Annotated in this window: 14 protein-coding genes; 8 read left to right on the top strand and 6 right to left on the bottom strand. The window is 46.6% G+C overall.

Annotated elements, in window-relative coordinates; translation table 11 throughout:
* Nucleotides 1-26: 26 nt before the first annotated feature.
* The gene (gene metR, locus BCT27_RS20735; RefSeq protein WP_017010508.1) at nt 27-938 is read left to right on the top strand and encodes an HTH-type transcriptional regulator MetR; all 912 of its coding nucleotides are present in this window, start codon (nt 27-29) and stop codon (nt 936-938) included.
* A gap of 38 nt (nt 939-976) precedes the next feature.
* Here metR and BCT27_RS20730 read toward each other — a convergent pair whose 3' ends face one another.
* Nucleotides 977-1171 (bottom strand): DUF4250 domain-containing protein, encoded by a 195-nt coding sequence (locus tag BCT27_RS20730; RefSeq protein WP_017010509.1) that lies wholly within the window; start codon nt 1169-1171, stop codon nt 977-979.
* Nucleotides 1172-1377: 206 nt separating this feature from the next.
* Nucleotides 1378-2052 (bottom strand): hypothetical protein, encoded by a 675-nt coding sequence (locus BCT27_RS20725; RefSeq protein WP_102317074.1) that lies wholly within the window; start codon nt 2050-2052, stop codon nt 1378-1380.
* A gap of 228 nt (nt 2053-2280) precedes the next feature.
* Between BCT27_RS20725 and BCT27_RS20720 the strand changes: the two genes are divergently transcribed.
* Nucleotides 2281-3453 carry a GGDEF domain-containing protein gene (locus BCT27_RS20720; RefSeq protein ID WP_102396636.1) on the top strand — a complete coding sequence of 391 codons (1173 nt, stop codon included), beginning with the start codon at nt 2281-2283 and terminating at the stop codon, nt 3451-3453.
* 20 nt (nt 3454-3473) lie between these two features.
* Here the strand turns inward: BCT27_RS20720 and BCT27_RS20715 are convergent, their stop codons facing one another.
* Nucleotides 3474-4688 (bottom strand): MFS transporter, encoded by a 1215-nt coding sequence (locus tag BCT27_RS20715; RefSeq protein ID WP_198597607.1) that lies wholly within the window; start codon nt 4686-4688, stop codon nt 3474-3476.
* A 148-nt stretch (nt 4689-4836) separates the two neighbouring features.
* Here BCT27_RS20715 and BCT27_RS20710 point away from each other — a divergent pair, with 148 nt between their 5' ends.
* From BCT27_RS20710 to BCT27_RS20695, 4 genes are all read left to right on the top strand, one after another.
* A complete protein-coding gene (locus BCT27_RS20710; RefSeq protein WP_102317077.1) occupies nt 4837-5706 on the top strand; it encodes a LysR family transcriptional regulator in 870 nt (289 codons plus the stop codon).
* A 7-nt stretch (nt 5707-5713) separates the two neighbouring features.
* Complete coding sequence (locus BCT27_RS20705; protein WP_102396634.1) at nt 5714-6262, top strand: DUF6942 family protein; 549 nt, start codon at nt 5714-5716, stop codon at nt 6260-6262.
* A 189-nt stretch (nt 6263-6451) separates the two neighbouring features.
* Nucleotides 6452-7441 carry a DUF2860 domain-containing protein gene (locus tag BCT27_RS20700; protein ID WP_102390986.1) on the top strand — a complete coding sequence of 330 codons (990 nt, stop codon included), beginning with the start codon at nt 6452-6454 and terminating at the stop codon, nt 7439-7441.
* Between the two features lie 411 nt (nt 7442-7852).
* Nucleotides 7853-8047, top strand: a complete 195-nt coding sequence (locus BCT27_RS20695; protein ID WP_102317080.1) for a hypothetical protein — start codon at nt 7853-7855, stop codon at nt 8045-8047.
* 106 nt (nt 8048-8153) lie between these two features.
* On the opposite strand, the gene BCT27_RS20690 is transcribed toward BCT27_RS20695, so the two are convergent.
* Complete coding sequence (locus BCT27_RS20690; protein WP_102317081.1) at nt 8154-8384, bottom strand: hypothetical protein; 231 nt, start codon at nt 8382-8384, stop codon at nt 8154-8156.
* 454 nt (nt 8385-8838) lie between these two features.
* Between BCT27_RS20690 and BCT27_RS20685 the strand changes: the two genes are divergently transcribed.
* Nucleotides 8839-11199, top strand: a complete 2361-nt coding sequence (locus BCT27_RS20685) for a YgiQ family radical SAM protein (protein ID WP_102390985.1) — start codon at nt 8839-8841, stop codon at nt 11197-11199.
* Nucleotides 11200-11304: 105 nt separating this feature from the next.
* Here the strand turns inward: BCT27_RS20685 and BCT27_RS25715 are convergent, their stop codons facing one another.
* Nucleotides 11305-11460 carry a hypothetical protein gene (locus tag BCT27_RS25715; RefSeq protein ID WP_198597600.1) on the bottom strand — a complete coding sequence of 52 codons (156 nt, stop codon included), beginning with the start codon at nt 11458-11460 and terminating at the stop codon, nt 11305-11307.
* Nucleotides 11461-11817: 357 nt separating this feature from the next.
* Here BCT27_RS25715 and aqpZ point away from each other — a divergent pair, with 357 nt between their 5' ends.
* Nucleotides 11818-12507, top strand: a complete 690-nt coding sequence (gene aqpZ / locus BCT27_RS20680; protein WP_371977278.1) for an aquaporin Z — start codon at nt 11818-11820, stop codon at nt 12505-12507.
* 99 nt (nt 12508-12606) lie between these two features.
* Here the strand turns inward: aqpZ and BCT27_RS20675 are convergent, their stop codons facing one another.
* Nucleotides 12607-13026, bottom strand: a complete 420-nt coding sequence (locus BCT27_RS20675; RefSeq protein WP_017010521.1) for a VOC family protein — start codon at nt 13024-13026, stop codon at nt 12607-12609.
* Nucleotides 13027-13093: the final 67 nt, after the last annotated feature.

Raw genomic sequence — 13093 nt, 5'->3', positions numbered from 1 at the left:
ACTCAAAAGGATGTTGAGAAAATTTCATGATTGAAGTTAAACATTTACGCACCTTGTCAGTGTTAAGAGATACAGGATCACTCACTTCCACTGCAACGCAGTTGTGTTTGACCCAATCCGCACTCTCTCATCAACTCAAAGACTTAGAGGTGCGTATTGGATCCCCCTTGTTCTTGAGAAAAACACGTCCCGTACGTTTTACAGCGGAAGGACAGGTGTTATTAGCACTGGCTGATGATGTGTTACCTCGACTGGCACGTGCAGAAACAGATTTGGCTGCGCTGAAAGAAGACGCCCAAGGTCGACTGCACATGGCGATTGAATGCCACTCTTGCTTTCAATGGCTCATGCCTGCGTTGAAAGAGTACAAAGTCAGTTGGCCATTGGTGACGTTAGATTTCTCTTCAGGTTTCGGCTTCGAACCCTTGCCCGCGCTTGCAGGGGGTGAACTGGATGTGGTCATCACGTCTGATATCGCTCAGCGCAGTGAGATTCATTACGAAGCCTTGTTTGATTTCGAAATGCGCTTGGTACTGGCGGACACACACCCATTGGCGAACAAGAAAAGCATCTCGCCAGAAGATTTGGCGAACGAAACGCTTCTCACCTACCCCGTTCAACGACAACGTATGGACGTAATTAAGCACTTCTTACAACCTGCAGGTATCGAGCCTGCTCAGTTCAAATCTGCCGACAATACGTTAATGCTTATTCAGATGGTCACAGCAGGACTAGGGGTTGCAGCCCTACCAAATTGGGCGATCAGCGAGTTTTCTCGTCAAGGATTGGTGGTTGATAGACCGCTAGGGAAAGGATTGTGGCGTCGTTTGTACGCGGCCGTGAGAAGCCAAGAAGCATCTCGTCCTTATTTAACGGCATTTTTTGCGACTGCAAGAACGCAGTGCCATACCCATTTGATCGGCATTAAGAAGGTCTAAGCCACACGTCGGAGCGCAGTATGCGCAACCAAACCCAGCTACTTTTGACGTAGCTGGTTCACATCCGCGTCGTAGTAACACCCCATTTCATCGAGACGGTGCTGCAGTTCATTTGCATCAAGATCGTACTTCACTATCAGGGCATCTAAACTGCCACATTCCAAGCGCAGCTTCTCATTCACAATGCCATATACGATAGGTGCTTCGAGCTTTTCAAGATGATGGATTGCCATACTTTCTCTCCTGACAAATTCGCAAAAAACCGAACAAGGTTCGCGTTCGCTTGGTCGCGTATTTCTAACATTTAGCTTCTAACATTTAGCAACAACGTTCTGCCCTAAAGTGTAGAGCGTCAGGGTCATATGGGCGATCAGCGGGCATGAAAAAAGGCACTATCTGTGCCTTTTATTAATCCTGTTACAATCGCGCTATTTGGCCATTACATGAACGGTGCAATCGCGATGGTTGACGCACTTAATAGCACGCAAAAAGCAACGCCAAGTTGAGCAACATGAGGGGGGGTTTGACGCATCAAATGCATCGCCCAAATACACACGCCTAACAACACAAGGCCAAGACTGGTCAGTATGGTAGAAACCAAAGCCGCCGATTCTTGATCCGGTAACATGGCGCTTGAAACCGCCAACATCAACGCCATCATCATGGCGGCAAAAATACCGACCACAGGAAGGATTCGGTGAAATGCTTGTAAACGCGAGCGGGCTTTAACCAACAAGTAGTGCGCGGTTACCGCACCCACCAGCAGTACCTGAGAAAGCATCAACAGGCCAGTTGTCAGCCCCTGCTCCACCGCTGCCATCAATACCGCAAGCACAGCAAAGCCGTTCGCTAAATGCAGCACAGGAATTGGCCCTGATTGGCGTGTTTTCCCTGATTTAGATCTAAGCGAAAAAATACCCAGCGCGATGAATGGCAATGCAGAGAAAGAAGAAAATGGCGTCACAATGGCCCAACCCGCCACCAGAAACCAAAATGCTTTGTGCAAACGGCCACGTTGTCCTGGGCAAATATCCCCTTTCAACAACACAAGTGTCAGCACTAATTGAGCACCCAACAATCCAGCCATGACCACGGTGCTTATTACGTCGTACATATGTTTCTACCTATCAGAATCTTGAGAGCAATTATATGTGCTCGCCAAATAGGTGCAACAACATAGATAACCTCACAAAAATAGATGATTAACTTGTATGCACTCATTTTTATATGCAATTAATGATATATCTAGACAGCGTTCATGAACGCACTTCAAAAAATCGGTGGAGAGTTACCCGTCTTTTGGGTGAGAATTTAAACACAATGAGCACAAGGCTACGAAGACATGGAGTTATCGTATAAACGCTTATCTTTTATTTGGTTGGAGCTATGGAGCGCAAAGCAGCATGCAACCAGCTTTAGCACCACTCGTGCGACCTATCTCAGTCCTAGAATCTCCGCCTTGTGTTATGTTTGGGCGTTTTTAACGCTCGCTTGGATACCCGTTGATGTATACCTCCTTGGTATTCAATCCCACTCTATAGTGACATTGCGTGTCATTCTCGCATTCACGGTTTTCATCATCGGCCAAAAAGCATCAAAACACGGCACACTTCCCGCAGGAAGGCTCGCTATTGCTGCCTTTGTCGTTTCTGTAAATTGCTTTTATTTGTTCGCAAATAGCACGCTCGACTACCAACACTCCGTCACAAGTACAACGTACTTTTATACGTTACTGCCCTTTGTGCATATTGTGTTGTTAGCGATCTTTCCACTGACTATTCGTGAATCTCTGAGCTTTATGGCTTTCACCGCTGCCGTTCAACTTCATGTTGATGCATCAAGCGGTGCGCTTTTTAAACTCGAGGAAATGGCCATTTACTGGCTACAAACCGTGGTGGGACTGATGGTGATTTGGGCACAAACGTCCAAAGTCCATATGATGCTTCGTTTATACCGACACGCCACGCTTGATCCGCTGACAGGTGTGTATAACAAACGCATGCTGCTGACACTTGCTAAGCGCGATTTTGAAAATACACGCTTTAAATCGCGTCCGTATTCCGTCCTCATCATGGATCTTGATCGGTTTAAACGCGTGAATGACAGATACGGTCACTTTGCTGGTGATGTGGTACTCAAAGCCTTTTCAGATTCTGTGCAACAGACATTGAGAAAGTCAGATATTTTTGGACGTTTCGGCGGAGAGGAATTCATTCTGTTTCTGCCACATTGCAGCACGACCAACGCAAAATACGTGGCAAACCGAATCATGCAAAATATCCAAGACTTAGACATTGCCGTGGAAGGTTTAGCGTCGCCAATCAACATCACCACATCGATAGGCATTGCTACCAGCGAATCGTTTGATGATGATTTTTCAACGTTACTCGAAAAAGCGGACGCAGCACTCTATCGCGCCAAAGACAAAGGCCGTAACTGCGCGCTTGTCTTCGATGCGAAGGCCAAAGAAAGCAAAGACAATTGCCGACGCCCTTGGATAGAATTCGCGAGCTGATACTCTAATAGTTTGGGAACTCACTTTACGATCGTAGGTTCAACACCACTGGGGGTTTGTGTTTTTTCGCGAACACCCAGTAAATGAATCAACAACACATTCAACGCCGCCAACGACATGGCCCCTAGCGTAACGAGCGGCCATCTCCCATGCTCCCAGCAACCAATAAGATAGAAGCCTCCTAAACTGCCACCAACGTAATAATGAACGAGATACAAGGCTGTCGCTGTCGCCTTACCCTGCTGCGCTTTTCGACTTACCCATCCGTAAGCAAGGGAATGGGTAAAGAAGGCACCCCCACCAACAATTAACAGTCCGACAATGACCATGCTGATGGCATCAACACTTGCTACCAGCACGCCAAGCATTGTGATGCCAGTACCCAGTAGCAACCCACTAAACACGGAATGTCGATTCGCCCATCGTCCGCTCAGTTTTGATGTTAACGTCCCAGCCAGATAACAAATAAAAATGGTTGAAACCAAGCTCACAGGAAGATTGAAAGGTGTATCCACTAAGCGAAACGCGGTCACGGAATAAATGTTCACGAAAATCGCGAAGTTAATTCCGCCTATCATCATGGCAAGAAGCAACAAAGGATTGGTCAGGTGTGAACGAATGGTCGAGAACTGCGCTCGAAATGACGTATTGGATGCAGAAAAGTGTTGTTGAGGAGGAAGCAAGGCATAAACAAAGCCGATCCCAAGAACAGTAAAGACCGTCATTCCGACAACCGCGCCGTGCCAACCAAAGGCATCAGACAAAAAGCCTCCCGCCAAGCGCCCGCTGATACCGCCAATTGAGTTCGCACTGATATATCCGCCCACAGCCATCACAAGCGCCATTGGGCTGAATTCTTCTGCAATGTAAGCCACCGCAACCGCGGCGTAACCCGCCAGCGCAATGCCCATTAAGCCGCGAAGTATTACCAAGGTCCAAAATGATTCAGCCCAAAGAGAGGCAATACTGGCCAAAGGGATGAGCACCAAGCTGGTTAGCATGACGTCGCGACGGCCTATTTTTTCAGAAAGCATCGCCCACGGAAGCAAGCTCACAGACAAACCCAAGGTCGATGCCGCGAGCAGCCAATTCACTTTGGTGGCGGTAACGTCAAACGTATTAGCAAACACTGGCAACATGGGCTGGAAAAGGTAAAGGTTGCAAAACACCAGAAATGACCCAAACGAGAGAGCAAATGTGGCTTTTCGATAGGCAGGACTATTCAGTTCAATCATGGTGTTACGCGCAGTTTGTTTCACAAGGTAAATTGAAAGTAGCAATACAGCATCAATAAATGAAGTATATTAAATTTATCAAAGTAAGATCTTTTATTAATAGCCAAGGAATCCCTTCGTTAACGAGAGCACTTGAAGGAAAGTGAGCATGGATTTACGTCAACTTCGCTATTTCATCAGCGTTGCAGAACACCGCAGTTTTACCAAAGCCGCGTCAACGCTTCATATCGCACAACCTGCATTGAGCATTGCGATAAAGAAACTGGAGGCCAGCGTTGGCCTGCCGCTTTTTGATAGAAATGAACGGCAAGTTCACCTCACACATGAAGGCGAAGTGTTGTTGCCCCATGCGTATCGCATTCTTCAGCACGTCGAGGATGCGAGTACTGAAATGGCAGAGTTACGTGGTCTTCAAAAAGGGGAAGTTCGCGTAGGCGTTCCTGGTATGCTGGGGTCGTATTTCTTCCCCTCTCTGCTTATGGGATTCAAAAGTAAATACCCCGATCTCACTTTGATTGTCGTGGAAGCTGGCACGCAATCTATTCGCCAGATGTTATTGGATGGCGAACTGGATATTGGCGTCATCCACAGTCAGGATGTTCCCGCAGCACTCGAAACCACGCATTTAATCTCCTCGCAAATGGTGGCTGTCACGAGTAAAGATCACCCGCTTGCCGATGTGAAATCCATGTCATTTGATGATTTCTTTAAGGAAGAGCTGGTGATGTTCAAGAAGGGGTATTTTCACCGTGAATTCATCGATCGCATTTGTGTGGAACGAAAAATCACACCGCACCTCTCTTTTGAAACGAACCTATTGGCGATGATTCTAAATATTGTCAGGCACGGTTTCGCGATAACGGCGTTGCTTGAAATGGTGACCGAATACGAGCCAAGCCTCGTCCCTATTCCCTTTGAAGAGCCTGTTATTCTTGATATCGCCATGGCATGGCGTAAGCACGGGTATCTCTCTCTTGCTGATCGCGCTTTCATCGATTTCATACAACAAAACAAATAGGTACATCATGACCTCATTCGCCTTTGGTAACGCCAATGCACACGTCCATGTTTATGTAGAAAAAGCGCCACCGGTTGAAAGCTTGTTTGGTCACGCTGACGACCTCCCCCTTTATACGTCTCTTCAAAAGGGGCATATCAAAACGTTGGGCGAAGCAGGAGGAAATGGTTGGAGAAAGGTATTCAATGTTTACGCGAAATTGATGTTTGCCTTGCCACAAAGCAGCCCTTTCTATCTGCATGGATACAAAACGTGGCAAGCATTCAGAGATCAAGCGCTTCTTCAGGCAGAATCAAACACAGCGCTGCACTTTGGTCATGCTGATCCGTTACGTTTAGCTCAAACACAACACAGTGATCCCAAACACCTTGCCATACATATTATTGCTGGGAGAACTCACGCACACAAACTGGGACTGTCGGGCTCGTGTGTTTGGATAAACAACGAATTTGCTAAGCACCCAACATTGCCCATTCTGATTTGTCCCTATTTCGACTATCGACAGCTTTCAAATAACAAAATAGACGTACTGACAAAACTAATGGCCATAAAATGATTGTATTGAATAACGTATATGCAACATTTTTATCTCTTCGTTAAACACATCGCAATAAAGCTCTGATATGATGAAAACTCTGCCACTACGTTTAATTTATGAGACAAAAGAAACGCCTGCCATTCTGGATAGAAATTGGCAGTGGCATTTAAGCAAATAACAACGTGCCGCGCATACAGGGACTTTAAAATGAAAACAAACAAATACACCTTAATTGGCTTGGCTATAGCACCGTTTTTTGCTCAAGCACAGCTTGCTGACCACGGTGGATTGAGCGGAGAAATTTCAGTATTGGGTGGTGTCGTTTCAACAGATTCGAACCTTTCAACAAGCGGCGAAGAAACCAAAAATGGTGAACTAAACAGCAACGGTGGTCGAGAAACAGATGCCATTTTCGGCGCATTGGGCAAGCTTGCATTTACCTTTGGCAGCGGTCTGGATAAGCAACTCTTTGTAGGTACGTCTCGCGAAGATATTGCTATCGGTACTATCGCACTTGAAGCTGGCTACAAGCAGCAATTTGGCTCGGGCACTACGATCACTGCGTCTTACTTGCCCACGCTAGTAAACGAAGACATTTGGGCTGACCCCTTTATAACAAACTCCCCACGCACCGAAACAGAAAAATCCGGTAATGCCTATCGCTTTCAAGTCTCGTCTATTGGTGGGTCTCCATTGTCGGTTGATGTTGCTTACGCAGAAACGGACATCGACAATGAACAAAGTGGTCAAGCATTGGGGTTGTCGCAATCAGCACAAGAGTCACTTCAACGCAGCGGTGACACGTTTTATTCCAAAGTCAGCTATCGCCAATTTCTGGGGCGTGGATTAGGTGTTACACCTTCTCTGATTTACTTTAACCATGATGCTGATGGTCAAGCCATGTCTTACCAAGCGTATGGCGGCGAGTTGACATATTTCAGCTTCGCGGGAAGAAATAGAATCGTGCTAACTGGTAGCTATCAATACAGCGAGTATGACGCTGCCCATCCGGTGTTTGGACAGCCACGCGAAGACAGCAAATACGGGGTTTTCCTAGCGTACGAATACGCACATTTGTTTGAGATCCACCCACTATCTTTGGTGGTTCTCGCGGGGTACAACAATACCGAATCCAATATCGATTTCTATGATTCGCGCCAATACCTTGCTTCAGCGGGCGTCAACTTCAGATTCTAACGTTAAGCCATTGTTGCTCTGGGGCATCATTGATGTCCCTAAGTACTTTTGTTATCCCAGAGCACCTTTGCTGCCCTCGCGTAGCTTTGTTTCATTGGAGTAGCTTTGTTTTCTTGGAGTGGCTTTGCTGCCTTAACGCACCATTGTTGCTTTAAGATACATAGTGCCCTAGGGTATGTTCTGAAAGTTTCCCCACCCTATTGGGTCTATTCCTAAATTGAGCGCAATAAAACATCAGTGATAGTATTTACTGCATTGCGCTATTTTCAGTTGTCATCATGGCAATGTCGTTTCTATACATTTCAATTTAAGTAGTCGAAATATGCACAATAGTGCGCTCTCGACTATTTTTAAAACAAGGTGCTCTTCAAAGCATCATTAAATACATCTTAAAAAATTTTTGGGTCAACTATGTCAACAACACAACCAACCAACCGAACGGATTGGCTTATATTTTTTCGACGTGCAAAAACCGTTGATACGCTTGATGTCATGCTAGACGCTGCACTGAGAAAACTCACCACACCGGCAGAGCAAGCCGATGCCATCCTGGGGCATGAAGCAAGATTGGATGAAATTGAAGGTCAGAAAAGATTGCCGTTCTAATGGCTAAAAGGCAGTACGATTTTGATCTGAGGATCGGAAAATTGCTTTAAACATGCCACCTACAACACTGACGGTATTGCAGGTGACAATACGCGGGTAGTAGCAGTCAGCTATGCCAAACATCACATATCATGTCGGTCCATGTATTCCTGAGTGTCGTGCATACTGCTTCACTATGGAGCATTTCATCGATCTCATTGAGGTCGTAATGTTGGCAGCGTTTTTCAAACACCTCTTTTGCCACTTCTTTCGCATCAGCTCTTAGCGCATCGCTGATTGCATCACCGACTCTCAATTGTGCTAACACATCGACCGCTTGGTTGTATTGCTTGTCCATAGATTCCCTCCGTTGGAATATTTTACACTGACTGCTCATATACGACTCGCATTCAATGCTATGTTTCGTTATTGATAGTGTTGTTACATTAATAATTAAAACTTTAAAGAGTTAAGTCAAGATAGAAAGACATTAAGTTTGATTTCATGTCTATTTAATAAGACTTGATAGTTCTCATTAAAAATTAATATGCCAATGCATGAATATATATCCGTCGGAGTATTGTTCTGCGTTATCTGTTTCTCCATTTTTTCCCTCCAATGAAATCGATAAACCTCCTTCACTTTTTGTGCTTCACCGTGCTTTTATTTGGGGTTAAAAACCGCAAGATGCTCTGCTATGGCAGCCGACAAACAAATTCTCTAAAAACCTTGTAAAAGTGCGGGTTTAATCTCGCTGGCTCTCACCCCTTCAAGTCGCTATAATTGCCGCCTTGCGAGAAAGAGGTCAAAAAATGCGCAATTCTGTTACTCCTATTTACGATTACCCAAAATACTGGGCTGAGTGCTTCGGCGCTGCGCCATTCCTTCCTACCAGCCGTGAAGAAATGGACATGCTTGGTTGGGACAGCTGTGACATCATCATTGTCACGGGTGATGCCTATGTCGATCACCCAAGTTTTGGTATGGCTGTTATTGGTCGTGTACTCGAAGCACAAGGCTTCAGAGTAGGTATCATTGCGCAACCTGAATGGCAGAATAAAGATGCCTTCATGGCGTTAGGGCAACCTAACCTCTTTTTCGGTATCACTGCTGGCAACATGGATTCCATGATCAACCGCTACACGGCTGACCGCAAACCACGCCACGATGATGCATACACACCAGACAACAAAGGCGGCATGCGCCCAGACCGTGCGGTATTGGTATACTCGCAACGCTGCCGTGAAGCCTATAAAGATTCTGCGATTGTTATAGGCGGTATTGAAGCCAGCCTTCGTCGTCTCGCGCACTACGACTATTGGTCTGATAAGGTTCGCCGTTCAGTACTGTCTGACGCAAAAGCCGACATTTTGCTATTCGGTAACGCAGAACGTGCATTGGTCGATGTCGCACACCGCCTCTCTCGCGGCGAAGACATCAAAACCATGATCCGCATTCCTGGTACGGCAGTGATGTTAAAAGCGGCACCGGAAGAAATGTCAGAAATAGACAGCACACGCATCGACAAACCAGGCAAAGCCATGGTGATGTCTAACCCGTATGTTGTGGAAACAGCGTGTGAAACGTCAAAAGACGCAGCGAAAGAAGACGTTGCGAAGCCAGTAATGGTACGCCCCGCTCGTCACGATGCTGAAAACAGTTATGTGCGTCTGCCTTCTTTCGAGAAACTGCTGAACGACCGCATCCTATACGCGCATGCAAGCCGTGTGATGCACTTAGAAAACAACCCGTATTCAGCACGCGCGCTGGCTCAAAAACACGGTGACCGCGAGCTTTGGGTAAACACGCCGCCAATTCCTCTCACAACAGATGAAATGGATTACGTGTTTGGTCTTCCTTATGCTCGTGTTCCTCACCCGAAATACGGCAACGCGAAAATCCCTGCGTATGAAATGATCAAAACATCGGTCAACATCATGCGAGGCTGTTTTGGTGGTTGTTCTTTCTGTTCTATTACCGAACACGAAGGTCGTATCATCCAAAACCGTTCTCAGGAATCCATCCTGAATGAATTAGAAGACATTCGCGAGAAAGTGCCAGGTTACACAGGTGTCATCTCAGATTTGGGTGGCCCAACAGCCAACATGTATCGCTTAGGCTGTTCTGACCCGAAAGCAGAAAGAAACTGCCGTCGCCCATCGTGCGTGTTCCCTAAAATCTGTGAAAAACTCAACACAGACCACCAGCACACCATTGACCTTTACCGCGCAGCACGTGAAACCAAAGGCGTGAAGAAAGTGGTAATTGCATCAGGCGTTCGCTACGACCTTGCGATTGAATCGCCAGAGTACGTGAAAGAGCTTGTGACGCACCACGTTGGTGGTTACCTGAAAATTGCCCCTGAACACACAGAGAAAGGCACACTGGATCTGATGATGAAGCCGGGCATGGGGACTTATGACCGTTTCAAAGAAATGTTCGATAAGTACACCAAAGAAGCCGGTAAGAAACAGTATCTGATTCCTTATTTCATTGCGGCGCACCCTGGCTGTACAGATGATGACATGCTGAATCTCGCATTATGGTTGAAACAGAACGACTTCCAGTGTGACCAAGTACAGAACTTCTACCCATCACCGATGTGTAATGCGACAGCGATGTACCACTCTGAAACGAACCCACTCAAGCGCGTGAAATACAAGAAACGCGAAGAGTTGTTTGTTGCAAAAGGCGAACTTCAGCGTCGTCTGCATAAAGCCCTGCTTCGCTATCACGATCCAGCCAACTGGCCGATGATCCGTGAAGCGCTGACCAACATGGGTAAAAAGCATCTTATCGGTGATCGTCCGGGCTGCTTGATCCCGCAACCGGGTACAGAAGCAGAACAAACATTCGCGCAACGTCGCGGTTCTGGCCGTCACGGTGCGAAACGCTTCGCAACAAAACACCCTAATCAGCCTGATATTCGCAAACCACAGCGTAAAACCGCTGATGGTAAACCTGCGGGTGGTCGCCCTACCAATGGTCAAAGCCCAAGCAACGGTAATAAACCGAGCAATGGCGGAAAACCAAGCAACGGTAAGCGCCCAACTTCTGGCAATACTGCTGGAAATGGACAGAAGCAAGGCGGCGGTAAGCCATTTGCAGCCAAGCCTGCAGGGGGCGGTAAGAAACGTCCTGCTGGACAGCGTAGCCGTCAAACCGCACGCTAACCGTCATCCCGCTTTCTTTGCGGTATAGAAACGAAAAAAGCGAACCGAATGGTTCGCTTTTTGTTTATCTGTACATGACTATTTTTTGCTTTTAAGCGGGCATTGCTAGCGAATGAGTTCGGAAACGACAAGGCTAAGAACAGCAACAGCCACAAGGGCAACGAACACGATGGCAATCTTCTTTTGCATTTTTTCATCCACAAATTTTGCTGCCAGAAGTCCAACGAGTATCAAACCAACAATGAAAACAATCTTAATCATTTACAAGCCTCGCTTTGGCGTTACGTAGTGATCATTGCTTAACGCCTTAGTCAAGGCAACGATTTGATTTTCAATAGAGTATACCTTCTAAATCCAAGTTATTCCGAGCTCAGTCCCCCAGTTCCCTTCGAAACATCCACCACACGCCCCATCAGCTTTCCAAGATGCATGTGACCCTTTCCGAATAGTTGAAGTCGTTTAAACGCTTGTCGCTTTGGGTGGGTCAATCCAACAAAGCGGACAAAGCCATACAATGTGCTACGTTTAAAGCGCAGTACAGGAACAACTCCTACTCCATACTTTTGCATTAAAACAATTCGCCAATACGAGGCGATGTGAAAAGGACGCTTTGTTATGTTGAAAAAATTAACTGCCGAATTTATCGGTACGTTTTGGTTAGTTCTGGGAGGCTGCGGTAGTGCTGTATTAGCAGCTGGAGTACCCGACGTAGGTATTGGGTACTTAGGTGTCGCGCTGGCATTCGGTTTAACCGTTGTCACAATGGCCTATGCCATTGGCCATATTTCTGGTTGCCACTTAAACCCTGCCGTCTCTGTTGGCCTATGGGCTGGCGGTCGTTTCCCAACCAGCGAACTCTTGCCATACATCGTGATTCAGGTTGCAGGCGGTATTGCCGGTGCATACGCCGTTTACATGATTGCTAGTGGTCAGCCAGGGTTTGATTTAGCGGGTGGACTTGCGTCAAATGGTTACGGCGAACACTCACCAGGCGGCTACGATTTAACGTCGAGCTTTATCACCGAAGTCTTGATGACGTTTATGTTCTTGATTGTCATTCTTGGTGCGACGCACAAACTGTCTAGTCCTGGTTTTGCTGGTCTCGCAATTGGTTTATCACTCACACTGATTCACCTCATCAGCATCCCTGTGACCAACACCTCTGTAAATCCAGCACGAAGCACAGGCCCTGCCCTGTTCGTTGGTGACTGGGCACTTTCACAGCTTTGGCTGTTCTGGGTCGCACCACTGATTGGCGCTGTTCTTGCTGGTGTCATTTATCGCTGGTTAAGCCCTAACGAAGATTAATATTGCTGCGAATCAGGCTTCAAGAATCCTGATTCTAATGCCTCTAACTTTATGGCCTCTGACACCTTGCTTGCTTCATTGCTTGGTTTCAGAGGCCTTTTAATCTTCTGGATTCTCTGCAGAACAACTTAACATCCAACGTACACCGAACTTATCTGTAACCATCCCGAACCTTACCCCCCAAAACGTATAGTCCAACGGCATGATGATCTGCCCTTGGTCTGACAATGCTGAAAAAATCACGTCTTGACGCCTCTGCTCTGTAAAACTGACATGAAATGCAATATCACCAGACCCTTGAGCTAATGAGTCATCTAGACCGTCTGAGGCGAGGAAAGAAAGCTCGGGAGAAACAAATTCTGCATGCATAACACGATTAAGAAAATGAGAAGGAAATTCGACGGGAGACTCATCAAAAGTGCTTAGCGTGACAATCTTACCGCCAAGCGCATCCGTGTAAAATTGAAGCGCGTCTCGACACATGCCATGAAACGTAATATGTGGCTGAAGTGAAGACATAACGACAGACTCCTTTCTAAAAAGGCATACCCAACCAACCTCAAAGAACTTACTCAGTAAGAGTGTG

Origin of the sequence: Enterovibrio norvegicus (genome assembly GCF_002876705.1) — a bacterium.
Lineage (GTDB): Bacteria > Pseudomonadota > Gammaproteobacteria > Enterobacterales > Vibrionaceae > Enterovibrio > Enterovibrio norvegicus_B.
This window is presented reverse-complemented; position numbering and strand designations above follow the sequence as displayed.